This window comes from Delftia sp. WSY_22 (assembly GCF_043104185.1).
GTDB classification, from domain to species: Bacteria; Pseudomonadota; Gammaproteobacteria; order Burkholderiales; family Burkholderiaceae_C; genus Comamonas; species Comamonas tsuruhatensis.
Map to the genome: position 1 here is coordinate 249,199 of NZ_JBICKN010000006.1, position 25,234 is coordinate 274,432.

The following is a 25,234-nucleotide window of genomic DNA, read 5'->3' on the forward strand; positions in this document are numbered from 1 at the left end:
CCCCCTTTTGTTGCCATCCACCCATAAAAAAGGGGCCCGCAGCCTGCGGGCCCCAAAGGAGCCGAGCCTTTGCCAAAGCCACTCGTCACCACCCCTGATCCGTCGAACCAAGAGCACCGACACCCCTCGCCCGGCCCCCGCCTTCAAGACAGGTTGATCGACGGCGGAATCATTTCGCGGCCCAGACCGTACCGGCCGGGTTGTTGATGGGCACGCCCACGGAGTTGCCGTATTCGGTCCACGAGCCGTCGTAGTTGCGCACCTGGTAGCCCAAGATCTTGGACAGCGCAAACCAGGTGTGGCTGGAGCGCTCGCCGATGCGGCAGTAAGTGATGACGGGCTTGCTGCCGTCGATGCCCACGCCCGCATAGAGCTTCTTGAGTTCTTCGGCGGACTTGAAGCTGCCGTCCTCGCGCACTGCCTGGCCCCAGGGCACGTTGACGGCACCGGGGATGTGGCCGGCGCGGATGGCCAGCTCCGGCACGCCGGCCGGGGCGAAGACCTTGCCCTGGTATTCGTCGGACGAGCGGATGTCGACGAGCCTGGCGTCGCTGCGACCTTCGGCCGAGGCCAGCGCATCGGTCAGGCGCGCGCGCAGCGCGGTGTTGACCTTGCCCACGCGGTAGGTGGTGGCCGCATATTCCGGGGCACGGTTGTTGAGGGGGCGGTTCTCGGCCTCCCACTTCTTGCGGCCGCCGTCCAGCAGCTTGACGTTCTGCACGCCATAGATGTCGAAGACCCAGGCCCCCCAGGCCGCGAACCAGTTGTTGGTATCGCCGTACAGCACAACCGTGGTGCCGTCCTTCACGCCGGCCTGCGACAGCAGTTTCTCGAACTGCTCCTTGCCCACGATGTCGCGGCGCACCTTGTCGTTGAGATCGTTGTGCCACGAGAAATTGACCGCGCCCGGCACATGGGAGCGCTCGTACAGGCCGGGGTTGACGCTGACTTCGACGATGCGCACGTCGGCGCGGTTGAGGTTGGCCGCCAGCCATTCGGTGCTGACCAGCGGACCTTCGGGAACGGGCGCATTGGCATGGGCCGTGCCGCCGATCAGGGCCGCGACGTACAGCACGGTGCAGGCACCCTGGCGCAGGGTGGCGGGGATGGTGGAGAAAGCGGTCGGCGTTGCCATCACGGTCCTTTGTTCGCAGTTGCGTTGATTGCTCGGTTGGGGTCGGGTTGCTCTGCAATGCAATGTAGGCAGGGGCGGGCCGGTTCCCAACTGCGCAATCCGCAGATGGATATGCGCCGCCAAGGCATGGACAGCGGCACCCCGGGTTCTCTGCTACCCTCGGGCGCCTATGTCAGCGCCCCTGTCTCCCGCCGCCGCGCAAGCGCAGCCGGCCATGTCCCCCGTCCTGGTCGTCATCCTGCTCGGCCTGCTGCTGGGGCTTCAGCCGCTGGCCACAGATCTGTACCTGCCCGCCCTGCCCTCGATACAGACGGCCTTCTCCACCCAGGTGTCCCAGGTGCAGCTCACGCTGACGGCCTTCCTGCTGGCCTTCGGCTGCTCGCAGCTGGCCTGGGGGCCGCTGTCCGACCGCTTCGGGCGCCGGCCCATCCTGCTGGCAGGCATGTCCATCTATGTGCTGGCCGCGCTGGGCAGCGCCAGCGCCGAGACCATGGAATCGCTGATTGCCTGGCGCGCGCTGCAGGGGGCATCGCTGGGCGCCGGCGTGATGTGCGCACGCGCCATGGTGCGCGACCTGTTCGCGCCGCACCTGGGTGCCCAGGTCATGTCCAAGGCGCTGACCGGGCTGGGCGTGATCGCCTTCCTGAGCCCCGTCAGCGGCAGCCTGCTGGTGGATTCGCTGGGCTGGCGCTCGACCATGCTGGCCCAGGCCGTGATGGGTGCGCTGGCCCTGCTGCTGGTGGCCCTGCGCTTCACGGAGACACTGGCCCGCACCAATCCCACGGCGCTGCAGCCGCTGGCCCTGGCGCGCAACTGGATCACCATCGTGCGCCACCCGGGATTCCAGTCCTACCAGTTGCTGACCTGCTGCACCTATGCGGCCCTGTTCACCAACCTGGCCGCATCTTCCTTCACCTATATCCATGTGCTGGGCGTGAGCCGCACGGGCTACGGCCTGCTGATGGGCAGCAATGCGCTGTGCTACATCGCGGGCACCTTCCTGTGCCGCTGGCTGCTGCAGCGCATGGATGTGCGGCGCGCCGTGCAGATTGCCGGGCTGGCCAGCCTGCTGTCGGCCACGGCCATCGGCATTGCGGCGCTGGCCGATGCGCGCAGCCTCTGGGCCTATGCCCTGCCCTTCTATATCTTCCAGATCGCCCATGGCGTGCACATGCCCTGCGGCCAGAGCAATGCCATCGCGCCCTTTCCGCAGTCGGCGGGCACGGCCTCGGCGCTCAACGGCTTCACCATGATGCTCATCGCCTTTGCCATGGGACACTGGCTGGGCCTGCACCTGGACGGCCAGTCCACCCGGCCCATGGCCTTCGGCATCTGGTTCTGGGGCGTGTGCACGGCCCTGGTCGCCTGGGGGCTGGTGCGCCGCCACGGCGGGGTCGATGGCCACCGCTGATTTTCATTTCCTGCGTTTGCGTTTTTTGAATGTCCACCGCTTCCACGCTCCCCTGCCTGGCCATCGCCGGCCCCACCGCTTCCGGCAAGACCGCTGCCGCCCTGGCCCTGGCCAGGCTGCTGGCCGAACGCGGCCAGGCCGCAGAAATCATCAGCGTGGACTCGGCCCTGGTCTATCGCGGCATGGACATCGGCACGGCCAAGCCCACGCCCGAAGAACTGGCTGCCTGCCCCCATCACCTGATCGATATCCGCGACCCGCTACAGGCCTACAGCGCGGCCGAATTCGTGCAGGACACGCAGCGCCTGGTGGCCGAGATCCGCGCGCGCGGCGCCCTGCCGCTGCTGGTGGGCGGCACCATGCTGTATTTCAAGGCCCTGCAGGATGGCATTGACGACATGCCGGCCGCCGACCCCGCCGTGCGCGAGCGGCTGGACGCCCAGGCCGCGCAGATCGGCTGGCCCGCCATGCATGCGCTGCTGGCCCAGGTCGATCCCGCCACGGCCGCACGCCTGGCGCCGGCCGACAGCCAGCGCATACAGCGCGCGCTGGAGGTCTGGCAGGTGTCGGGCAAGCCGCTGTCCAGCTTTCATACGCGGGCGGGCAAGGATGCGGCACAGGGCCTGATCAGCCCCGGCGGCTTCTTCTCGCTGGAGCCGCAGGACCGCGCCTGGCTGCATGCACGCATCGCCCAGCGCTTCGACGCCATGCTGGACGCCGGCTTCATCGACGAAGTGCAACAGTTGCGCGCGCGCGGCGACCTGCACCTGGACCTGCCCTCCATCCGCTGCGTGGGCTACCGCCAGGCCTGGGAATCGCTGGACGGCCTGTACCCCATGGACTCGCTGCGCGAACGCGGCATTGCCGCCACGCGCCAGCTGGCCAAGCGCCAGATCACCTGGCTGCGCAGCATGCCCGCCCGCCATGCCATTGCCTGCGATATGCCCGATGCCCAGCAGCAACTGCTGCAGGCAGCGATGGCCGTGGTGGCCGCAGCAACCCAGGCCCGCAACGGCTGAACAGGAAACCGCCTTCATGACTGCCGTGCCCCAGGACAACACGCCGCTGACTCAGCCGCCGCTGCTTCAGGTCCAGGGCCTGGCGCGGCGCTACCGCAACGACGGCGGCACGGAAACCGCCGTCTTCGAGAACGTGGACTGCAGCGTGGCGCGCGGCGAGTTCGTGGCCATCGTGGGTGACTCGGGCGTGGGCAAGTCCACCTTTCTCAACTGCCTGGCCGGGCTTGATGAGTGGCAGCAGGGCCGCGTGCTGCACGAAGGCCAGGACCTGTCGGCCCTGGATGAAACCGGCCGTGCGCTGTGGCGGCGCAGCCATGTGGGCTTCGTGTTCCAGGCCTTCCATGTGCTGCCGCACCTGGATGTCTGGCACAACGTGGCCCTGCCGCTGATGCTGCTGCAGCGGCTGGATGCGGCGGGCCGCCAGCGCGTGCAGCAACTGCTGCAGGCCGTCGGGCTGCAGGGGCTGGAGCAGCGCCTGCCCTGGCAGCTCAGCGGCGGCCAGCTGCAGCGCGTGGCCATTGCACGCGCCCTGGTCCACGGCCCGGCCCTGCTGCTGGCCGACGAGCCCACCGGCAACCTGGACCCCGGCACGGCCGCACAGGTCATGGAACTGCTGCTGCAGCAGACCCGGGAACACCAGGCCGCCCTGGTGCTGGTCACGCACTCCATCGAGGCCGCGCGCCGTGCCGACCGCGTGCTGCGCCTGACCGCAAAGGGCATGCAGCCCGCCTAGCGCCAGAGACCATCCGCCCATGCTCGCCCTGCTTCGCACCTTTTCCTGGCAGGAGCTGCGCCAGCATCCCTGGCGCACGGCCACCGCCCTGGTGGCCATCATGCTGGGCGTGGCCCTGGGCTTTGCCGTGCACGTGATCAACCAGTCCGCGCTCGATGAGTTCTCGCGTGCCGTGCGCACGGTCAGCGGCCAGCCGGACCTGGAGTTGCGTGCCATGCAGGGCGGCCTGCCCGAATCGCTGTATGGCCGTGTTGCGCAGCAGCTCCAGGTCAGCCTGGCCGCACCCTGGATCGAAGCCACGGCCCTGGCCGGCACCGCCACGCCGGTGCAGTTGCGCGTACTGGGCGGCGATGCGCTGCGGCTGGCGCCCGTGGCGCCTGCGCTCATGCCACGGCTGTTCGATGGCGGCGGGCGGCTGGACCTGTTCGCGCCCGATGCGGTCTTCCTCAATGCAACGGCACTCGAAGCCCTGGGCCTGACGCCGGAGCAGGCGCGGCACACGCCCCTGCCATGGCAACTGGGCGGGCGCGCGCAGACCCTGCGCATCGCGGGCACGGTGGCCGCATCCGGCCCGCCGCTGGCCGTGATGGACATCGGTGCGCTGCAGGACAGCCTGAAGCGCTGGGGCCAGGTGGACCGCATCGATGTGCTGCTGGCCGAAGGCGCCACGCGCGAGTCCCTGCTGGCCGCGCTGCGCCGCCTGCCCGACTGGCCCGCCCAGACCCTGGCCAGCCGCCCCGGCGACGACCAGCAGCGCATTGCCGAGATGTCGCGCGCCTACCGCGTCAACCTCACGGTGCTGGCCCTGGTGGCGCTGTTCACGGGGGCGTTCCTGGTGTTCTCGGTGCTGGCGCTCAGCGTGGCCCAGCGCGCGCCGCAGTTCGCCCTGCTGGCCGTGCTGGGACTGACACCGCGCCAGCGCCTGGGCCTGGTGCTGCTGGAATCGCTGCTGCTGGGCATGGTGGGCAGCGCGGCCGGCATTGCGCTGGGCGCGGGACTGGCCTGGCTGGCCCTGCACCTGCTGGGCGGTGACCTGGGCGGCGGCTACTTTGCCGGCGTGCAGCCCGCGCTGCAGTGGAGCGCCAGCGCCGCGCTGACCTTTGGCCTGCTGGGCGTGGCCGCCACCGTGGCTGGCGGCTGGTGGCCGGCGCGCCAGGCGATGGAGTTGCCGCCTGCGGCCACGCTCAAGGGCCAGGGCGCGGGCTCCGAACGCGCGGCGCGCGGCCTGCCGGCCCTGCTGCTGATGGCAGCCAGCGTGGCCCTGGCCTTTGTGCCGCCCGTGGCCGGCATTCCCCTGGCCGCCTATGCCGCCGTGGCCCTGCTGCTGCTGGGCGGCATGGCCGCCCTGCCCTGGTTGCTGGGCCAGCTGTTGCGCCTGGTGCCGCAATCGCTGCTGCGCCAGCCGCTGGCCCTGCTGCCCGTGGAGCGCGCACGGCGCATGCGCCGCAGCACCACCGTGGCCGTGGGCGGCGTAGTGGCCAGCCTGAGCCTGGCCGTGGCGCTGACCGTGATGGTGGCCAGCTTCAGGGACAGCATGATCGCCTGGCTGGACGCCGTGCTGCCCGCCCCGCTGTACCTGCGCACGGCCGGCAGCGCAGGCCGTGCCGATGTCGCGCCCCTGCCCGCCGATCTGGCCGCGCGCATTGCCGCCCTGCCTGGCGTGCAGCGCGCCCAGCCCATGCGCAGCACCAGCCTGTGGCTCAGCCCGGATCGCCCCGCCGTCAGCCTGCTGCTGCGTCCGCTGCATGGCCCCCAGGGCCAGCAATTGCCGTGGATACAAGGCCCCGTGCAAGTGCCCGCTGGCAGCACGCCCGTCTATGTCAGTGAAGCCGTGGCCCAACTCTATGGCGTGCGGCCGGGCCAGGAGTGGCCGCTGCTGGCCCAGGCCCTGCCGTCGGAAGATTCCCGCGTGTTTGTGGCCGGCATCTGGCGCGACTATGTGCGCCAGTTCGGCGCCATCGCCATGGACTGGGATGACTACCAACGGCTTGCCGACGGCAGCGCCACCACGGCAGGCCCCACCGAAATCGCCATCTGGCCGGACGGCGACGACACGGCCACGGCGCAGCAGCTGCAGGCGCGCATCCAGTCGCTGATGGCCGGGCCGGGCGCCGCGCAGGCACTGGAGTTCGCCAGCAGCGGCGCGCTGCGCGAGCGCTCCATGCGCATCTTCGACCGCAGCTTTGCCGTGACCTACTGGCTGCAGGCCGTGGCCATCGGCATCGGCCTGTTCGGCATCGCGGCCAGCTTCAGCGCCCAGGTGCTGGCGCGGCGCAAGGAATTCGGCCTGCTCGCCCACCTGGGCCTGACGCGGCGCGACATCCTGGCGGTGGTGGCCGGCGAAGGCATGGCCTGGACCACGGCCGGCGCCATCGCCGGCAGCCTGCTGGGCCTGGGCGTTGCCGTGATCCTGGTGCATGTGGTGAATCCGCAAAGCTTTCACTGGACCATGGAGCTGTCCCTGCCCTGGCCCCGCCTTTTGGCGCTGGCTGCCAGCGTGATCGCGGCAGGCACGCTGACGGCCTGGCTGGCCGGGCGCGCTGCGGCAGGGCGCGAGGCAGTGCTGGCGGTCAAGGAGGATTGGTAAACCCCATCCCTCCGCGCAAACCAATAGCTTGCTAAAAATGAAAACGCATAATCAATTGTTAATTTTTCTTACAAGAGAATCATTTTCTATCTGATCATTTGCCCGACTTTGGCAGTGCTGCGCCCTATCCACGTGGGTGCCTGCCTCTACAAAAATCAGACAGGCGCATTGCCGTCTGTACGCGGGAGATCGGACTCATGGCAGGTTTCGGAAAACGTTGGGCGGCGTCGCTGGCCCTGTGCGCGGCAATGTGCGGCTCGGCCTGGGGGCAGATTGTCTTTCCTCCAGGCTCCAGCATCGATCTGGCTGGCGGTTCGTTCAATTCGCTTTGCGTCCCCGTTTCGATGGGCGGGGAACTGGCCCTGGGCACGGGCACCTTCGATTCGGGGTCCTTTGCCTTTGACGCGGGCTCCACGGTGACCGGCACGGGCGGCCAGCTCAACATCGGCGGCGACCTGACGAGCGCGGCGGCACTGAATCTCGGCACCAGCAGCGTTGTGCTTTCAGACACCTGTGCACCCGGAACGACCCTGACACTCAGCGGCAATATCGTCGTGAAGGATCTGACACTGATCAGCACCGGCCCGACACCCCCGACCATCGTTCTTCCCGCAGGTACCAACCTCACCGTGCTGGGCACGCTCACGCTGGGCTCTCCCGGCAAGCCGGTGGTGCTGACCTCGTCCGGTCCCGGCACTGCCGTGGTCACGCTGGGCCCCTTGGCCACAGTGTCCAACCCCAGCGGAAGCGGGATCCCTGGCAACGTGCAGATTGGCGCACCGGTGGTGGTGGCTCCAGCCAGCATCCCCACGCTCAGCACCTACGGGCTGATGCTGATGAGCCTGCTGCTCGGCGGCATGGCCCTGCACCGCCAGCGCCGCGCAACACGCCTCTGAGCAGGCCGGGCGCCCCGGCATCCGGCCCCTGGGCCGGCCCATTCTTCTTCCATCCTGGCGCCCGCCACGCGGGTGCCGGCTTTCCGCGCGTATTCATCCAAGCAGCATCTGAACCATGGACCGTCGCAACTTCCCCATCCCTCCCCGCCTTCTCTGGTCGCTGTGCATCAGCGCGGGAATCTTCAGCCCGGCAGCCCATGCCGCCGACGTGAGCATCACTATGCCGGCCGGTGGCAATTTCGTGATCAAGAATTCTGCGGGGGCCGAACGCTTGCGGGTACAGAACACAGGGGAGGTGCTGGTACCAGCCCTGCCTGCCGATGCAGCCACTGGCAACCAGCTGCTGTGCGTTGACGGCGCCACGGGGCAATTGGTGCATTGCGCGCCGGGTGTGGGCGGCGGGGCAACTGGCGCTACGGGAGCCACAGGTGCGACCGGCGCCACAGGGGCAACAGGCCCAGCAGGCGTGACCGGCGCCACGGGGGTGGCTGGACCGACAGGCGCAACGGGAGTCACTGGTCCGACTGGGGCCACCGGTGCGGGCACCCCAGGCACCACGGGTTCGACGGGGGCCACTGGCGCGACTGGACCCACCGGACCTACAGGGGCCACGGGTGCAACCGGCCCGACGGGCCCGACCGGCATGACAGGGGCTACGGGCGTGACAGGGGCCCAGGGTGACACAGGTCCCACAGGGCCCCAGGGCGCGCAAGGCATTCAGGGAATCCAGGGCATCCAGGGCGTGACGGGTGCCACAGGAGCTGGACTTCAAGGCCCCACAGGCCCTGCAGGAGTCCAGGGGCCTGCAGGCTCGGGTGGGTTTTTCCAGACGTATACAACTCCTGCCCGCGGCAACAGCGCTGGCAACGGCACAATTTATTTGTTTGCCAACGGCGGCGGTAACACATTCGAGACCGATGCGCAGCGCATGGTACACACCTCATGCACCAATGCTTCATTGCGCGCCATGCTGACAGAGAACAGGGCGTTGAGCCTGACGCTGCAGCTGCGTCGAGGCGTGAACGAGAACTTCTCCAATGTGTCGGGCGTGCCAATCTGTACGCTTTCCAATGCCAACCCCACATGTGATGTGTCCGGCCCCGCCACTTACGCACCAGGCGACACCATGACTGTGCAGTTGGTTGGCACCCAGGCCTTCAATACGGCGGTTACCGGTTTGATCGTGGTGGCCTCCTGCCAGTGAGCTCGCTATGCGACCTGCGCGCCGCGTCCATATCTGCCTGAACATGATCGTCAAGAACGAGGCCCCGGTGATCGCGCGTTGCCTGGCCTCGGTCAAGCCGTGGGTAGACCATTGGGTGATCGTGGACACGGGCTCCAGCGATGGCACGCAGGACCTGGTGCGCCAGTGCATGGAGGGCATACCCGGCAGCCTGCACGAGCGGCCCTGGGTGGACTTCGCCCACAACCGCAACGAGGCGCTGGAGCTGGCGCGGCCGCACGGCGACTACCTGCTGTTCATTGATGCCGACGAGCAGCTGCGCGTGCCCGAAGGCTTTGCATGGCCGGCGCTGGAGGCGGACGGCTGCATGCTGTCCTGCCACATGGCGGGCACCGAATACCAGCGCAATGCGCTGATCGCCACGCGCGTGGACTGGCGCTGGGAAGGCGTGCTGCACGAGTACCTGACCGCCCCGGCGCACCAGGCCTGGCAGATGCTGGCGGGGCCGTACATCGATGTCTCGCACGACGGCGCGCGGGCGCGGGACCCGCAGACCTACCTGCGCGACATCGCCGTGCTCGAAAAGGCCGTGCGCGAGCAGCCCGGCAACACGCGCAACGTGTTCTATCTGGCGCAAAGCCACCGCGACGCGGGCCAGATCGAGTCCAGCCTGCATTGGTACCGGCAGCGCGCCGCCATGGGCGGCTGGGCCGAGGAGCAGTGGTTTGCGCTGTTCCAGATCGGCGTGCTGCTGGAGCGCTCGGGCGCCGAGCCGGCCGCCGTGCGCGAGGCCTATCTCACCGCCTATGCCGCGCGACCGCAGCGGGCCGAGCCCCTGTGCGAGCTGGCGCGCTACCATCGCGAGCGGTCCGAGTTTGCCCTGGCATGCCTCTATGCGCGCCAGGCCGCCGCGCTGCCGCGCCCGGCCGAGGACATCCTGTTCATCGACGCCCAGGTCTATGCCTGGCGCGCACTGGACGAGCTGGCCGTCAGCGCCTTCTACACCCCGCTGCGCGACCTGGGCCGCGCCGCGCTGCAGCAGTTGCTGGCCGAACGCCGCTACCCTGCCAGCGAGCAGGCACGCATCGAGGCCAATCGCCCCTTCTATGGCCTGTAGCCGCCTGGGCCGGGCAGCCTGCGACAATGGCCGCCATGCCGCACACCACCTCCCCCTGGCTGCATGAAGCCATCAACCGCATCGAGGCCGACTACCAGCGCAGTGCCGACACGCACCTGATACCGCTGCCCCTGCCCGGCTTTGCCGGCCTGGGGATCGATCTCTACCTCAAGGACGAATCCACCCATCCCACGGGCAGCCTCAAGCACCGGCTGGCGCGCTCGCTGTTTCTCTATGCGCTGTGCAATGGCTGGGTGCACGAGGGATCGACCATCGTCGAGGCATCGAGCGGCTCCACGGCCGTGAGCGAGGCCTACTTCGCGCGCCTGCTGGGCCTGCCCTTCGTGGCCGTGATGCCGCGCAGCACCTCGGTGGAGAAGATTGCACTGATCGAGTTCTACGGCGGCCGCTGCCATCTGGTGGACAGCGCCGCCCAGGTCTATGACGAGGCACGCGCCGTGGCCGCGCAGGCCGGCGGCCACTACATGGACCAGTTCACCTATGCCGAGCGCGCCACCGACTGGCGTGGCAACAACAATATTGCGGAGAGCATGTTCACCCAGATGCGGCGCGAGCGCCATGCCGTGCCGCGCTGGATCGTGGTGGGCGCGGGCACGGGCGGCACCAGTGCCACCATCGGCCGCTACGTGCGTTTCCAGCGCCATGCCACGGGCATCTGCGTGGCCGACCCCGAGGGCTCGGTGTTCGCCGCCTACCACCGCACGGGCGATGCCACCCTCACCGCGCCGGGCTCGCGCATCGAGGGCATAGGCCGCCCGCGCGTGGAGCCCAGCTTCGTGCGCACGCTGGTGGACCGCATGGAGGAAGTGGCGGACTGCGATTCCCTGGCCGCCATGCGCAGCCTGTCCGCACTGCTGGGCCGGCGCGTGGGGCCGTCCACCGGCACCAACTACGTGGCCATGCTCAGGCTGGCCAGCGAGATGCGCCAGCGCGGCGAGCAGGGCTCCATTCTTTCGCTGCTGTGCGATGCGGGCGAGCGCTACCTGCCCACCTACCATGATGCGGACTGGGTGATGCAGCGCATCGGCGACTGCGGGCCGGCCCAGGCGCGCATCGCGCAGCTGCAAGGCTGATCCATGATGCCCCTGCCCCGCCGCCATCTGCTGGGCCTGGCTGCCGGCCTGGGCCTGGGGGCGGCAGGACTGCCCGCCCAGGCACTGCCGCCACGCACGCTGGTCTTCCCGCGCGACCACGGCAGCCACCCCGGGCTGCGCACCGAGTGGTGGTACATCACCGGCCAGGCACGCGCGGCGGGCCGGGCCTGGGGTTTCCAGATCACCTTCTTCCGGTCGCGCGTACAGGCCACGCAGGAGCTGCGCTCCGCCTTTGCGGCGCGCCAGCTGCTGTTTGCCCATGCGGCGCTGTGCGATGTGCAGGGCGCCCGCCTGCACCACGACCAGCGCATTGCGCGCGCAGGCTTGGGCATTGCCCAGGCCAGCGAGACCGATGCCGACGTGCGGCTGCAGGACTGGTCGCTGCAGCGCACCGATGAAGGCGCTGCCGAGCGCTATACCACGCGCCTGCGCAGCAGCACATTCGCCCTGGACCTGCACTTTGACACCCGCCTGCCCCCCTTGCTGCAGGGCCGCGCCGGCCTGTCGCGCAAGGGTCCCGAACCCGAGCAGGCCAGCTACTACTACAGCCGCCCGCAGCTGCAGGTGAGCGGCACGCTGGAGCTGGCAGGCCAGCGCATGGCGATAGAAGCCGCACGCGAGCCCGGCGACAACCGCGCCTGGCTGGACCATGAATGGAGCCAGGCCCTGCTGCACCCCGAGGCCGTGGGCTGGGACTGGATAGGCATGAACCTGTTCGACGGCGGCGCGCTCACGGCCTTTCGCGTGCGACGGGCGGATGGCAGCGCGTTGTGGGCCGGCGGCTCGCTGCGCGGTGTGGATGGCACGCTGCAGGTCTTCGCCCACGATGCAGTGCAGTTCACGCCGCTGCGCCACTGGAGCAGCCCTGCCAGCGGAGCGCGCTACCCCGTGCAATGGCAGGTGGACACGCCCGCAGGCCGCTTCATCGTGAACGCCCTGGTCGATGACCAGGAGCTGGACAGCAGCGCCTCCACCGGCGCCATCTACTGGGAGGGCCTGTGCAGCCTGCAAAAGCCCACCGGCCCGGGCCAGGAGGCGCGAGCCGGTCAGGGATACCTGGAGATGACGGGCTACGCCCGGCCGCTGCAGTTGTAGCTATGGCCGTCAACAGCATGGGCACGTAGCCCACCCCCTTGAAACCGTCCGAACCCGGCTCTCAAGGGGTGCGCTTTTTCTGCAGCCGGACGATCAGCTCGCCCATGATGCCCTTGCGGAACAGCAGCACGCAGACCACGAAGATCAGGCCCGTGACGATGGTCACCGACTCGCCCAGCGTGGAGAACCACTCCACGCCCGTGAGGCGCTGCAGGAAGAGGCCGAACTCGCCGATCTTGTTCTCCAGCATGACCACCACGGCCGATCCCAGGATGGGGCCGGACAGCGTGCCCAGGCCGCCCATCAGCGTCATCAGGATCACGTGGCCGGAGGTGGTCCAGTGCACATCCGACAGCGTGGCAAAGCCCAGCACCACGGTCTTGAGCGAACCGGCCAGGCCCGTGAGCGCGGCCGAGATCACGAAGGCCAGCAGCTTGAAGCGCGCCACGTCATAGCCCAGCGACGTCGCGCGCGGCTCGTTCTCCTTGATGGCCTTGAGCACCTGGCCGAAGGGCGAGTGGATGGTGCGCACGATCAGCAGGAAGGCCAGGACCACGATGACCAGCGTGACGTAGTACATGGCCATGTCGCTGGCCAGGTCGATGAGGCCGAACAGCTTGCCGCGCGGCACGCCCTGCAGCCCGTCCTCGCCGCCCGTGAAGGGCGCCTGCAGGCACACGAAGAACAGCATCTGGGCCAGCGCCAGCGTGATCATGGAAAAGTAGATGCCCTGGCGGCGGATGGCCAGCCAGCCGAAGATCAGCCCCAGCAGCGCGCCGCCGGCCGTGCCGGCCAGCATGGCCAGCTCGGGCGTGAAGCCCCAGCCCTTGATGGCGTAGCCGGTCACATAGGCCGCGCCGCCCAGGAAGGCCGCGTGGCCGAAGGACAGCAGGCCCGTGTAGCCCAGCAACAGGTTGAAGGCCGAGGCGAACAGTGCGAAGCACATGAGCTTCATCACGAACACCGGATACGCGCCCAGCAGGGGCGCCGCCAGCAGGCCCAGCAGCAGCAGGCCATAGCCCCAGGGGGCAATGCGTTGAACGAGAGTCTTGGATTTCATGTGGTCGGCCCCTTGTCCTCGTTCTTGTTATTTCTCTTTGCCGAACAGGCCGGCGGGGCGGATGAGCAAAACGATGACCATGATGAAGAACACCACGGTGGACGATGCCTCGGGCCAGAAGACCTTGGTCAGGCCCTCGATCACCCCCAGGCCCAGGCCGGTGAGGATGGAGCCCATGATGGAGCCCATGCCTCCGATCACCACCACGGCGAAGACCACGATGATGAGGTTCTGCCCCATCAGCGGCGTGACCTGGTAGACGGGCGCCGCCAGCACGCCGGCAAACGCCGCCAGCGCCGCGCCGAAGGCATAGGTCAGCGTGATCATCACGGGGACATTGACGCCGAAGGCCTCGACCAGGCGCGGGTTCTCGGTGCCGGCCCGCAGGTAGGCGCCAATGCGCGTCTTCTCGATCATGAACCAGGTGGCCACGCAGACCACGATGGAGGCGAGCACCACCCAGGCGCGGTAGTTGGGCAGGATCATGAAGCCCAGGTTGGTCGCGCCCTCCAGCAGCTCGGGCGTGTCATAGCCCAGCCCCGAGACGCCGTAGACCGAGCGGAACAGGCCCTCGATCAGCAGCGACAGGCCCAGCGTCAGCAACAGGCCGTAGAGATGGTCGAGCTTGTAGATCCAGCGCAACAGGAAGCGCTCGATCAGCACCCCCAGCAGGCCCACCAGCAGCGGCGACAGCACCAGCATCACCCAGTAGTTGATGTTGAAGTAGCTCATGGCCATCCAGGTGACCATGGCGCCCAGCATGAACAACGCGCCGTGGGCGAAGTTGATCACGTTGAGCAGGCCGAAGATCACCGCCAGCCCCAGGCTGAGGATGGCGTAGAACGAGCCGTTGACCAGCCCCAGAAGGAGCTGGCTCATCAGGCCTGGCAGGGAAACACCAAAGATTTCCATGGGATGCAGCTGTCGTGGTTGGCCGGGTGGCGGTTGGGGGTCAGTGGCGGGGCGGCGTTACTTCCACAGCGCGCACTTGGTCTCGGCCTTGGTGGTCCAGACCTGGTCGGCGGGCAGCGTGGCCACGACCTTCAGGTAGTCCCAGGGCTTCTTTGACTCGGCGGGCTTCTTGACCTCGACCAGGTACATGTCGTGGGCAAAGGTGCCGTCGGGACGGATCGAGCCCTTGCCGTAGAAGTCGTCGATGGGCGTGCTCTTGAGATGGGCCATGACCTTGTCGGCATCCGTGGACTTCACGGCCTGCACGGCCTTGAGGTAGCTGGTCACGGCCGAGTAGTCGGCGGCCTGGATGGAGGTGGGCATGCGCTTGGTCTTGGCAAAGAAGCGCTCGGCGAACTTGCGCGCCGCGTCGTTCTGGTCCCAGTACCAGCTGGTGGTGAACTGCATGCCTTCGGTGTTCTTCAGGCCCAGGCTGTGGATGTCGGTCAGGAACACCAGCAGGCCCACGGTCTTCATGCTCTTGTTGATGCCGAATTCCTTGGCAGCCTTGATGGCGTTGATGGTGTCGCCACCGGCATTGGCCAGGCCCAGGATCTGGGCCTTGGAGGCCTGCGCCTGCAGCAGGAAGGACGAGAAGTCCGAGGCGTTGAGCGGATGCTTGACGCCGCCCACCACCTTGCCGCCCTTGGCCTTGATCACCGCCGTGGTGTCGTTCTCCAGCGCGTGGCCGAAGGCGTAGTCTGCCGTCAGGAAGAACCAGTCCTTGCCGCCGCGCTCCACCACGGCCGTGCCCGTGCCCTTGGCCAGGGCCACGGTGTCATAGGCGTAGTGCACGGTGTAGGGATTGCACTGCTCGTTGGTCAGCGCCGACGAGCCTGCGCCGCTGTTGAAGTGCACGCGCTTTTTCTCATTGGCCACCTGCGAGACCGCCAGGGCCGTGCCGGAGTTGGTGCCGCTGAACACCAGCGAGATACCTTGCGTGTCCACCCACTCGCGCACCTTGGAGGCGGCGATGTCGGCCTTGTTCTGGTGGTCGGCGCTCAGCAGCTCGATGGGCTGGCCCAGCACCTTGCCGCCGAAGTCATCGATGGCCATCTGCATCGCGGTGACGGCGTTCTTGCCTTCCACGTCCGCATAGAGGCTGGACATGTCGGTCACGAAGCCGATCTTCACCTTCTCCTGTGCCATGGCAAGCGGGCTGGCCAGGCCGGCGGCGGCCAGCATGCACGACAGTGCGGTCAGTTTTGCTTTCATTGGTGTCTCCTTCGCGTTGATGTCTTGGGTTTTTTGTCACAGGGCCATGGCAGGAATGCAGCCGGCGAGCCCCAGGCGCCAGCCACGATGGATATCCGGGTCAGACTCCGAGCAGTTCGTTGAGCACGGGCATCTTGGCCTGCAGCTCGGCCGCGCCGAAACGCTCGACCACATGGCCGTGCTCGACCACGTAGAAGCGGTCGGCCAGCGGCGCCGCGAAGTGGAAGTTCTGCTCCACCATCACCACGGTGTAGCCCTTGGTGCGCAGCATGGTGATCATGCGGGCCAGCGCCTGCACGATGACGGGGGCCAGGCCTTCGGAGATCTCGTCGAGCAGCAGCAGCCGCGCGCCGGTACGCAAAATGCGCGCCACCGCCAGCATCTGCTGCTCGCCGCCCGACAGGCGCGTGCCCTGGCTGTGGCGGCGCTCGGCCAGGTTGGGGAACATGGCGTAGATCTCGTCCACGCTCATGCCCTGCTGGCCGGTCTTGAGCGGCGGCGGCAGCATCAGGTTCTCCTCGCACGAGAGGCTGGAGAAGATGCCGCGCTCTTCCGGGCAGTAGCCCACGCCCAGGTGGGCAATGCGGTGCGTGGGCAGGTGGATGGCCTCCACGCCATTGATCCTGATCGAGCCCTTGCGTGCGCCCGTCAGCCCCATGATGGCGCGCAGCGTGGACGTGCGGCCCGCGCCGTTGCGCCCCAGCAGCGTGACTACCTCGCCGGGCTGGACCACCAGGTCCATGCCGTGCAGCACATGGGATTCGCCATACCAGGCCTGCAGGCCCTTGATTTCCAATGCCGGTGCAGTCATCTCAATGCGCTCCCTGCAACTGGCCGTCGGTGGTGCCCATATACGCTTCCATCACTTGCGGGTTGCGCGAAACTTCCTCGTATGGCCCCTCGGCCAGCACGGCGCCGCGCTGCAGCACCGTGATGCGGTCGGCGATGGTGGAGATCACCTTCATGTTGTGCTCCACCATGAGAATCGTGCGGCCTGCCGAGACCTTCTTGATCAGCTGGGTCACGCGGTCCACGTCTTCGTGGCCCATGCCCTGGGTGGGCTCGTCCAGCAGCATCAGCTCGGGCTCCATGGCCAGAGTGGTGGCGATCTCCAGCGCGCGCTTGCGGCCATAGGGCAGGTTGACGGTGACCTCGTCGGCCAGGTCCTGCAGGCCGACTTCGGACAGCAGCTGCATGGCGCGGTCATTGAGCATGGACAGGCTTTTTTCGCTGCGCCAGAAATGGAACTCGGTGCCCAGCTTGCGCTGCAGGCCGATGCGCACGTTCTCCAGCAGCGTGCAATGCGGGAAGACGGCCGAGATCTGGAAGGACCGGATCACGCCACGGCGCGCGATCTGCGCCGGCGCCTCCTGCGTGATGTCCTCGCCGTTGAAACGGATGGTGCCGGAGGTGGGCTCCAGAAACTTGGTCAGCAGATTGAAGCAGGTGGTCTTGCCTGCGCCATTGGGGCCGATCAAGGCATGGATGGAGCCGCGGCGCACCGAAAGGTCCACCTTGCTCACCGCCGTAAATCCCTTGAACTCTTTGGTCAGGTTCCGGGTTTCGAGAATAACGTCGCTCATGTGCGCTTCGCCTGCTCCGTTGATGCTGCCAGCCGCCAACGCGTCGCCAGAGGCTCTGGTGGGCGTTGTGCAGGGTCGGACGCATCGTAGGCTTGCCGACGTTGTGCACCGCAGCGGGAAAACGCCTACGTAGGTGCTCCTAAGCACAGGCCCTGCCCCGCACTGCAGCATGGCGCATCAAGACGAGTCGCCGCAAAAACAAGAAGCAACCACTCACACTTGAAATAATCAAGCAGTCACGGGGCTGCAAGGCGCCGCGGCTGCAGGCGGGCCCTAGGGTTCTCCATCACCTCGGCCCGGCGACGCCCACGCGGAAGGCCAGAGCGCTTCCAAAGAGATAGCAAACTACCCTTTTTGCGGCTTGGCAGACAGCGACCAATGTCTGCTGCCTTACGGGAAACACCCAGGTGGGCAATCTCCCTGTGGCCTGCTCAGTCACTATGCGAAAAGCCGCGGATATGCTTGGGTTTGTCGCCCCATCAATTGAATGGCGACAAAGCGACTCAAAGCGCTATTCAATTAATAGCACCAGGTGATTGCCTGGCATGGGAATTGGCGATCGATCGCCATGAGCGCAATTGTCGCCGCCAAGACAGCATGTGCCCGGAGCAAGTTACTGCAGCGTTTCCTTGCTGCCTTGAGGCAAGGCCAATGGAACCACGGCAATGCCTTCGTCCAGCAATTGCATGGCCTGCTCGGGACTCGCCTTGCCGCGGATGGCGCGCTCTTCGGTCTCGCCGTAGTGCATGCGGCGGGCTTCATCGGCAAAGCGTTCGCCCACGTCCTCGGTCTGCTGCGCGACCTTGCGCGACCACTGCAGCCAGGCGGCCTGCATGGCCTGCAATTGCTCACGCGCCTGGGGCGGCATGGCCGTTGAAGCAGCGGCTGCCGCGCTGGCGGCCGAGGCGGCTGCAGCAGGCTCTGCCGCCGCAGCCGGGGGCAAGCTTGCAGGCTTGGCGCCAAGATTGATGCGGGGGGCGCTCAGGCGCTTGGTGATGTCGCTGTGGCCGCAGACGGGGCACAGCACCAGCTGGCGCTGCAGCTGGCTCTGGAAATCCTCTTCCGAGGCGAACCAGCCCTCGAAGAGATGGCCCTGCGGGCAATGGAGGTCGAGCACTTTCATCGCGCACCCTCATCCATGAAGCAACCGGCACCGCGGCCTCAGCCGCGGCGGTGAATCAGGAAACGATAGACGAAACCCGGGAATGCCAGTGTCAGGAACAACGCCCCCGTGATGGCATAGAACTCCCAGCCCTGGGGTGCAATCTGCCCCACGCGGCGCTCCAGCAGCAGCGCCACGCCGCCGACGATGAAGTACAGCAGCACCATCTCCAGCAGGCACAGGGCCAGCGGCTTGCGCTGGGTGCGCAGCGGCCCCAGCTGCAGCCAGCGGGGGTTGAAGAAAGGCAAATTGGCTGCCACAAGGGCAGCCAATATCACGAGCCAGATCGAAGCGGTTTGCGACAAGCCGATGTCCTCACCGCAGGGCCTTGCGCGCAAGGCCCTGCACAGGGAAAGTGGATCAGGAAGCCAGGGCGCGCACGACGGCGTCGGCGCACAGGGCCATCAGGCCGCCGGGCAGGATGCCCAGACCCAGCACCAGGGCGCCATTGAGGGTCAGCACCACGCGCACGTCCAGCGAAGCGGAAACGCTGGTGGCGGTGATGGGCTCATCGAAGTACATGACCTTGACGACGCGCAGGTAGTAGAAGGCGCCGATCAGCGACATGACCACGGCGAACACGGCCAGGGCGATGTACAGGCTGTGGCCCGAAGCCACCAGCGCCTGCAGCACCGACAGCTTGGCGTAGAAGCCGACCAGGGGCGGAATGCCGGCCATGGAGAACAGGCAGATCGCCATCACGCCGGCATACAGCGGGCTGCGCTGGTTCAGGCCGGCAAAGTCGGCGACCTCTTCGCTCTCGAAGCCTTCGCGGGCCAGCAGCTGGATCACGCCGAAGGCGGCCAGCGTGGTCAGCACATAGGTCACCACGTAGAACATGGCCGAGCTGTAGGCGTTCTCGACGGTGGCCGGATCGACCTTGCCGTCGACCACACCCGACATCAGGCCCAGCAGCACGAAGCCCATCTGCGAGATGGTCGAGTAGGCCAGCATGCGCTTGAGGTTGGTCTGCTGCAGGCCGGCCAGGTTGCCGACCAGCAGAGAGGCAATGGCAAGCACGGCCAGCATCTGCTGCCAGTCGATGGCCAGCGGCAGCAGGCCGTCCACCAGCAGGCGGATGACGATGGCGAAGGCCGCCAGCTTGGGCGCGCCACCGATCATGGTGGTGATGGCCGTGGGAGCGCCCTGGTACACGTCGGGGACCCACATGTGGAAGGGAACCACGCCCAGCTTGAAGGCCAGGCCGGAGACCACGAAGACCAGGCCGAACACCAGCACCTGGTGCTTGATTTCGCCCGAGTTGATGGCCTTGAACACCTGGCCGATGTCCAGCGAGCCGGTCGCGCCGTAGAGCATGGACATGCCGTACAGCAGGAAGCCGCTGGCCATGGCGCCAAGCACGAAGTACTTCATCGCGGCCTCGACCGAAGCCGTGTGGTCGCGGCGCAGCGCCACCAGGGCGTAGCTGGACAGCGTCAGCAGCTCCAGGCCCAGGTAGATGACCAGGAAGTTGTTGCCCGAGATCATGATGAACATGCCCAGCAGCGCGAGCATGGCCAACGTGAAGAGCTCGCCGCCGCGCAGCATGTCGCGGTCAGCGGCATAGGGTCGGCCGTAGACCAGGGTGACCATCATGGCCACGGTGGCGAAACACTTGAGCCAGTTGCCCATGGCGTCGGAGACGACCATGTTGCCCCAGCCATAGAACGTGTTGCCACTGGAGGCATACATGCCTTGCAGCACGGCCACCACGCCCAGGGTCAGCAGTGTCAGAACATAGGTGCCCGTGCGGCGCGGGCTTTTGACGCCCAGGTCCACCAGGGCGATCACGCAGGCCATGACCAGGAGAAGGATCTCCGGATAGATGGCCAGCCAGCTGATGTTGTCAATCATCTCGATTCTCTCGTTTCAGTCTGGTCACTGCAGCTTGCTCATGGCCACATGCTTGAGCAGCTCGGCCACGGACACATCCATCACGTCAGTGAAGGGCTTGGGATACAGGCCCATGTACAGCACGGCGATGGCCAGCAGACCCAGCACCAGGAACTCGCGGTTGCCGATGTCGGTCAGGCCGCGCACATTGTCATTGGTGACAGGACCCAGGTAGACGCGCTTGTACATCCACAGCGTATAGGCCGCGCCGAAGATCAGTGCCGTGGCAGCGCCCAGGCCGATCCAGAAGTTGTATTGCACGGCGCCCAGGATCACCATCCACTCGCCGACGAAGCCGGCCGTCGCGGGCAGGCCGCAGTTGGCCATGGCGAACAGCAGCGCGAAGGCCGCGAACTTGGGCATGGTGTTGACCACGCCGCCGTAGGAAGCGATTTCACGCGAGTGCACGCGGTCGTAGAGCACGCCGATGCACAGGAACATGGCGCCCGACACGAAGCCGTGGGCAATCATCTGCACGATGCCGCCGGCAATGCCCAGCGGATTGAAGATGAAGAAGCCCAGGGTCACGAAGCCCATGTGGGCCACGGACGAGTAGGCCACCAGCTTCTTCATGTCCTTTTGCACCAGGGCGACCACGCCCACGTAGATCACGGCGATCAGCGACAGGGCGATGACCAGCCAGGCCCACTTGTGCGAGGCATCGGGTGCGATGGGCATGGAAAAGCGCAGGAAACCGTAGGCGCCCAGCTTCAGCATGATGGCGGCCAGCACGGCGGAGCCGCCGGTGGGCGCTTCCACGTGCACGTCGGGCAGCCAGGTGTGGACCGGCCACATCGGCACCTTCACGGCAAAGGCCGCGAAGAAGGCGAAGAAGATCAGCGTCTGGGCCGTCATGGACAGCGGCAGCTTGTGCCAGTCGAGGATCTCGAAGCTGCCACCCGACTGGGTGTACAGGTAGATCACGGCGACCAGGGTCAGCAGCGAACCCATCAGCGTGTACAGGAAGAACTTGAAGGCCGCATAGATGCGGTTGGGACCGCCCCAGATGCCGATGATCAGGTACATCGGGATCAGCGTGGCCTCGAAGAACACGTAGAACAGCAGGCCGTCCAGCGCGCTGAACACGCCGACCATCAGGCCGGACAGGATCAGGAAGGCGCCCATGTACTGGTTCACGCGCTCGGTGATGTTCTCCCACGACGCGATCACGACGATCACGGTGATGAAGGCGGTCAGCGGCACGAACCAGAACGAGATGCCATCCACGCCCAGGTGGTAGTGGATGTTGAAACGCTCGATCCACAGCGCCTTCTCCACGAACTGCATGGCAGCCGTGCTGTTGTCGAACTGCTGTATCAGCGGCAGCGTGACGGCCAGGCCTGCCAGCGCGCCGACCAGGGCCAGCCAGCGCACTGCCTTGACCTGATCCTCGCGGCCCAGGGCCAGCAGGAGGGCGCCGAAGGCGATCGGCACCCAGATTGAAAGACTCAACCAATGCATTTTTGTTCTTCCCCTACTACTTGTTGAGCCACACGAAATACGTCATGAGAGCGAACACGCCCAGCAGCATGACCAACGCGTAGTGATAGAGATAGCCCGACTGCAGCTTGCGCACCCACTGGCCGATGCGGCCGATGAGCTTCCACGAGCCGTTGACGATGCCGCCATCGATGATGGCCTGGTCGCCGACCTTCCAGAAGAAGCTGCCGAAGGCGCGTGCGCCGCGGGCGAAGATGTTCTCGTAGACCCAGTCCACGCCGTACTTGCCTTCCAGTGCCTGGTAGACACCGATCTTCTGCATGGACGACTTGATGGCGGCAGGCACTTCGGGCTTGACCATGTAGAACAGGTAGGAGACGACGACGCCTGCCAGTGCCAGCCAGAACGGCGCGGCCGTGAAGCCGTGCAGCGCCATGGGCACCCAGCCGTGGATCTTCTCGGCCAGCTCGGCCATGGCGCCGTGCTTGCTGCCATCGACGTGGATCACGCCCTTGAAGAAATCACCGAACAGCATGGGCATCAGTGCCAGGGCACCGATCACCACCGAGGGGATGGCCAGCAGCATCAGCGGGCCGGTCACGACCAGCGGCGACTCATGCGGCTTGGCATCGTGGCCATGGCCGTGGTGGTCGTCATGGGCGTGGTGGTCATCGTGGCCATGGTGGTGCGCATCGGGATTCTGGTCGTAGCGCTCCTTGCCGTGGAAGACGATGAAGTACAGGCGGAAGGAGTAGAAGGCCGTGATGAACACGCCGGCCAGCACCGCAAAGTTGGCGAAGCCAGCACCCGGCAGGTTGGTGGCGTGCACGGCCTCGATGATGGCGTCCTTCGAGTAGAAGCCCGAGAAGAACGGCGTGCCGATCAGCGCCAGGTTGCCCAGCAGGAACGTGATCCAGGTGATGGGCATGTACTTGCGCACGCCGCCCATCCAGCGGATGTCCTGGTTGTGGTGCATGCCCATGATCACCGAGCCGGCGCCAAGGAACAGCAGGGCCTTGAAGAAGGCGTGGGTCATCAGGTGGAACACGGCCACCGAGTAGGCCGAGGCGCCCAGGGCCACGGTCATGTAGCCCAGCTGCGACAGCGTGGAGTACGCGATCACGCGCTTGATGTCGTTCTGGATGATGCCCAGCACGCCCATGAACAGCGCCGTGATGGAGCCGATCACCAGGATGAAGCTCAGTGCCGTGTCCGACAGCTCGTACAGCGGCGACATGCGCGAGACCATGAAGATGCCGGCCGTCACCATGGTGGCGGCGTGGATCAGTGCCGAGATGGGGGTCGGGCCTTCCATCGAATCGGGCAGCCAGGCATGCAGCGGGAACTGGGCCGACTTGCCCATGGCGCCGATGAACAGGCAGATGGCCGTCACCGTCACCAGCAGCCAGCCGGTGCCCGGCAGCAGGGTGTTCTGGATCTCGGGCAGCTTGGCGAAGATCTCGCCATAGTTCATGGTGCCCGTGTAGGCAGCGATCAGGCCGATGCCCAGGATGAAGCCGAAGTCGCCCACGCGGTTGACCAGGAAGGCCTTCATGTTGGCGAAGATGGCCGAGGGCTTGTTGTAGTAGAAGCCGATCAGCAGATACGACACCAGGCCCACGGCTTCCCAGCCGAAGAACAGCTGCAGCAGGTTGTTGCTCATGACGAGCATCAACATGGAGAAGGTGAACAGCGAGATGTAGGAGAAGAAACGGTTGTAGCCGTCATCTTCCTGCATGTAGCCGATGGTGTAGATGTGCACCATCAGCGACACGAAGGTCACCACGCACATCATCATGGCCGTGATGCTGTCGATCAGGAAACCGACTTCCATCTTCAGCCCACCGATTTCCATCCAGGTGTAGATGGACTGGTCGAAGCGCGCCCCGTCGAAGATCACGCTGTTGAAGGTGATGGCCGACAGGATGAAGGCGATCAGCACGCCCAAAATCGTGAGGGAATGGCTGCCGCCGCGACCGATCTTGTTGCCGCCGAAGGCCGTGCCCCAGATACCCGCGAGCGCGGAACCCGCCAGCGGTGCCAGCGGCACCGCCAGGAGCATGGATGCAGAGAGTGTTTGACTCATTCTTAAGAACCTTGCAAGTTACGGCGGACTCAACCCTTGAGGGAGTTGAGATCTTCCGCATTGATGCTGGTCTTGTTGCGGAACAGAAGCACCAGGATCGCCAGACCGATGGCCGACTCGGCCGCTGCCACTGTCAGGATGAAGAACACGAACACCTGTCCGTGCATGTCACCCAGATAGCTGGAGAAGGCCACGAAGTTCATGTTGACGGCCAGGAGCATCAGCTCGATGGCCATCAGCAGCACGATCAGGTTCTTGCGGTTCAGAAAAATGCCAACGACGGAGAGCGCGAACAGCATGGCGCCCAGCGTCAAGTAATGGCCCAAAGTCAGCGTCATGCTTTTGTCTCCACGGCGGGGGTTGCCTCGGCGGCCGGTGCCTGCGGCGCCTGGGTGACCGGCACCTTGACCAGCTCGAGGCGATCCTTTGCGCGCACGCGGATCTGCTGGGCCGGGTTCACTGCCTTGCTGTCCTTGCGCTTGCGCAGGGTCAGGGCGATGGCGGCGATCATCGCCACCAGCAGGATCACGGCAGCGATCTCGACGGGGTACAGGTATTCGGTGTACAGCAGCTTGCCCAGGGCCTGGGTGTTGGAGTACTGCACGGTCTGGCCGGCAGCGTTGACCGTGGCCGCAATGGCCTTGGGCTCCTCGACGCCGCTGAAGCCGCCCATCAGCACCATGCCCATTTCAAAGGCGATCAGTGCGCCGATCAGGGCAGCGAAGGGGAAATGCTTCCAGAAGCCCTGCCGCACGGCGTCGATGCGGATGTCCAGCATCATCACCACGAACAGGAACAGCACCATCACGGCGCCCAGGTAGACGAGCACCAGGGTCACGCCCAGGAACTCGGCCTTGAGCAAAAGCCAGATGCCGGCAGCCTGCGAGAAGGCCAGGATCAGGTTGAGCACGGCGTGCACGGGGTTGCGCGCCGTGACGACCCGGAAGGCTGCAAACAGCAGCACGACCGAGAACAGATAGAAGAAACCAGTTTTGGCGTCCATGGATCGAATCTTTTCAAGTGATCAAGGAGCCGCTTCAGCGGTACTTGGCGTCCGCAGCCTTGGCGGCGGCAATCTCGGGTTCGTAGCGATCGCCAACGGCCAGCAGCATGTCCTTGGTGAAGTACAGGTCGCCGCGCTTTTCTCCGTGGTATTCGAAGATATGCGTCTCGACGATGGAATCCACCGGGCAGCTTTCCTCGCAGAAGCCGCAGAAGATGCACTTGGTCAGGTCGATGTCGTAGCGCGTGGTGCGGCGCGAGCCGTCGTCACGCACATCGGATTCGATGGTGATGGCCATGGCCGGGCAGACCGCTTCGCACAGCTTGCAGGCGATGCAGCGCTCTTCGCCGTTGTCATAACGGCGCAGGGCGTGCAGTCCGCGAAAACGCGGCGACAGAGGTGTCTTTTCTTCGGGGAACTGCACCGTGACCTTGCGGCGGAAGGTGTAGCGGCCAGTCAGGGCCATGCCCTTGGCCAGTTCCCAGAGCATGAAGCTCTTGAAGAAATCTTTGATCGAAAATGGGGTAGCAGCAACCGCAGACATTCTTGC

Annotated in this window: 23 protein-coding genes; 9 read left to right on the top strand and 14 right to left on the bottom strand. The window is 66.3% G+C overall.

Going from position 1 to position 25,234, the window contains the following annotated elements; genetic code table 11:
• Nucleotides 1–169 precede the first annotated feature (169 nt).
• A complete protein-coding gene (locus tag ACF8NF_RS01745) occupies nucleotides 170–1,135 on the bottom strand; it encodes a sulfurtransferase (RefSeq protein ID WP_288896355.1) in 966 nt (321 codons plus the stop codon).
• Between the two features lie 214 nt (nucleotides 1,136–1,349).
• Between ACF8NF_RS01745 and ACF8NF_RS01750 the strand changes: the two genes are divergently transcribed.
• From ACF8NF_RS01750 to ACF8NF_RS01790, 9 genes are all read left to right on the top strand, one after another.
• Complete coding sequence (locus ACF8NF_RS01750) at nucleotides 1,350–2,546, top strand: multidrug effflux MFS transporter (RefSeq protein WP_043789886.1); 1,197 nt, start codon at nucleotides 1,350–1,352, stop codon at nucleotides 2,544–2,546.
• A 29-nt stretch (nucleotides 2,547–2,575) separates the two neighbouring features.
• On the top strand, nucleotides 2,576–3,565 hold the full coding sequence (gene miaA, locus ACF8NF_RS01755) for a tRNA (adenosine(37)-N6)-dimethylallyltransferase MiaA (protein WP_392449974.1): 990 nt from the start codon (nucleotides 2,576–2,578) through the stop codon (nucleotides 3,563–3,565).
• Nucleotides 3,566–3,581: 16 nt separating this feature from the next.
• Nucleotides 3,582–4,298: an ABC transporter ATP-binding protein gene (locus ACF8NF_RS01760; protein WP_288896360.1), complete on the top strand. Its 717-nt coding sequence runs from the start codon at nucleotides 3,582–3,584 to the stop codon at nucleotides 4,296–4,298.
• A gap of 19 nt (nucleotides 4,299–4,317) precedes the next feature.
• On the top strand, nucleotides 4,318–6,885 hold the full coding sequence (locus tag ACF8NF_RS01765; protein ID WP_392449975.1) for an FtsX-like permease family protein: 2,568 nt from the start codon (nucleotides 4,318–4,320) through the stop codon (nucleotides 6,883–6,885).
• A 197-nt stretch (nucleotides 6,886–7,082) separates the two neighbouring features.
• Nucleotides 7,083–7,781 carry an IPTL-CTERM sorting domain-containing protein gene (locus ACF8NF_RS01770; RefSeq protein ID WP_252652820.1) on the top strand — a complete coding sequence of 233 codons (699 nt, stop codon included), beginning with the start codon at nucleotides 7,083–7,085 and terminating at the stop codon, nucleotides 7,779–7,781.
• 880 nt (nucleotides 7,782–8,661) lie between these two features.
• A complete protein-coding gene (locus ACF8NF_RS01775; protein WP_082254695.1) occupies nucleotides 8,662–8,985 on the top strand; it encodes a hypothetical protein in 324 nt (107 codons plus the stop codon).
• 7 nt (nucleotides 8,986–8,992) lie between these two features.
• Entirely contained in the window at nucleotides 8,993–10,081 is a 1,089-nt protein-coding gene (locus tag ACF8NF_RS01780) for a glycosyltransferase (protein WP_074921023.1), read from the top strand.
• Nucleotides 10,082–10,107: 26 nt separating this feature from the next.
• Nucleotides 10,108–11,175, top strand: a complete 1,068-nt coding sequence (locus ACF8NF_RS01785) for a PLP-dependent cysteine synthase family protein (RefSeq protein WP_016447693.1) — start codon at nucleotides 10,108–10,110, stop codon at nucleotides 11,173–11,175.
• A 3-nt stretch (nucleotides 11,176–11,178) separates the two neighbouring features.
• Complete coding sequence (locus tag ACF8NF_RS01790; RefSeq protein ID WP_313280629.1) at nucleotides 11,179–12,291, top strand: carotenoid 1,2-hydratase; 1,113 nt, start codon at nucleotides 11,179–11,181, stop codon at nucleotides 12,289–12,291.
• Between the two features lie 61 nt (nucleotides 12,292–12,352).
• Here ACF8NF_RS01790 and ACF8NF_RS01795 read toward each other — a convergent pair whose 3' ends face one another.
• From ACF8NF_RS01795 to nuoI, 13 genes are all read right to left on the bottom strand, one after another.
• Entirely contained in the window at nucleotides 12,353–13,351 is a 999-nt protein-coding gene (locus ACF8NF_RS01795; protein WP_392449977.1) for a branched-chain amino acid ABC transporter permease, read from the bottom strand.
• A 27-nt stretch (nucleotides 13,352–13,378) separates the two neighbouring features.
• Complete coding sequence (locus ACF8NF_RS01800; protein ID WP_012206960.1) at nucleotides 13,379–14,263, bottom strand: branched-chain amino acid ABC transporter permease; 885 nt, start codon at nucleotides 14,261–14,263, stop codon at nucleotides 13,379–13,381.
• A 57-nt stretch (nucleotides 14,264–14,320) separates the two neighbouring features.
• The gene (locus ACF8NF_RS01805) at nucleotides 14,321–15,517 is read right to left on the bottom strand and encodes an ABC transporter substrate-binding protein (protein WP_016447696.1); all 1,197 of its coding nucleotides are present in this window, start codon (nucleotides 15,515–15,517) and stop codon (nucleotides 14,321–14,323) included.
• Nucleotides 15,518–15,617: 100 nt separating this feature from the next.
• Complete coding sequence (locus ACF8NF_RS01810) at nucleotides 15,618–16,328, bottom strand: ABC transporter ATP-binding protein (RefSeq protein WP_016447697.1); 711 nt, start codon at nucleotides 16,326–16,328, stop codon at nucleotides 15,618–15,620.
• Between the two features lies 1 nt (nucleotide 16,329).
• The gene (locus ACF8NF_RS01815; RefSeq protein ID WP_016447698.1) at nucleotides 16,330–17,100 is read right to left on the bottom strand and encodes an ABC transporter ATP-binding protein; all 771 of its coding nucleotides are present in this window, start codon (nucleotides 17,098–17,100) and stop codon (nucleotides 16,330–16,332) included.
• A gap of 613 nt (nucleotides 17,101–17,713) precedes the next feature.
• A complete protein-coding gene (locus ACF8NF_RS01820) occupies nucleotides 17,714–18,223 on the bottom strand; it encodes a DUF1178 family protein (RefSeq protein ID WP_034363788.1) in 510 nt (169 codons plus the stop codon).
• A gap of 38 nt (nucleotides 18,224–18,261) precedes the next feature.
• Nucleotides 18,262–18,567 carry a DUF2818 family protein gene (locus tag ACF8NF_RS01825; RefSeq protein ID WP_016447700.1) on the bottom strand — a complete coding sequence of 102 codons (306 nt, stop codon included), beginning with the start codon at nucleotides 18,565–18,567 and terminating at the stop codon, nucleotides 18,262–18,264.
• Nucleotides 18,568–18,622: 55 nt separating this feature from the next.
• Nucleotides 18,623–20,116, bottom strand: a complete 1,494-nt coding sequence (gene nuoN, locus ACF8NF_RS01830) for an NADH-quinone oxidoreductase subunit NuoN (RefSeq protein ID WP_016447701.1) — start codon at nucleotides 20,114–20,116, stop codon at nucleotides 18,623–18,625.
• Between the two features lie 24 nt (nucleotides 20,117–20,140).
• Nucleotides 20,141–21,616 (bottom strand): NADH-quinone oxidoreductase subunit M, encoded by a 1,476-nt coding sequence (locus ACF8NF_RS01835; RefSeq protein WP_046239124.1) that lies wholly within the window; start codon nucleotides 21,614–21,616, stop codon nucleotides 20,141–20,143.
• A 16-nt stretch (nucleotides 21,617–21,632) separates the two neighbouring features.
• The gene (gene nuoL, locus ACF8NF_RS01840) at nucleotides 21,633–23,681 is read right to left on the bottom strand and encodes an NADH-quinone oxidoreductase subunit L (protein WP_026062052.1); all 2,049 of its coding nucleotides are present in this window, start codon (nucleotides 23,679–23,681) and stop codon (nucleotides 21,633–21,635) included.
• Nucleotides 23,682–23,710: 29 nt separating this feature from the next.
• A complete protein-coding gene (nuoK, locus tag ACF8NF_RS01845) occupies nucleotides 23,711–24,019 on the bottom strand; it encodes an NADH-quinone oxidoreductase subunit NuoK (RefSeq protein ID WP_016447704.1) in 309 nt (102 codons plus the stop codon).
• Complete coding sequence (locus ACF8NF_RS01850; RefSeq protein WP_012206970.1) at nucleotides 24,016–24,684, bottom strand: NADH-quinone oxidoreductase subunit J; 669 nt, start codon at nucleotides 24,682–24,684, stop codon at nucleotides 24,016–24,018. The genes nuoK and ACF8NF_RS01850 overlap by 4 nt, the downstream gene beginning before the upstream one ends.
• 34 nt (nucleotides 24,685–24,718) lie before the next feature.
• On the bottom strand, nucleotides 24,719–25,228 hold the full coding sequence (gene nuoI, locus ACF8NF_RS01855) for an NADH-quinone oxidoreductase subunit NuoI (RefSeq protein WP_016447705.1): 510 nt from the start codon (nucleotides 25,226–25,228) through the stop codon (nucleotides 24,719–24,721).
• Between the last annotated feature and the right edge of the window lie 6 nt (nucleotides 25,229–25,234).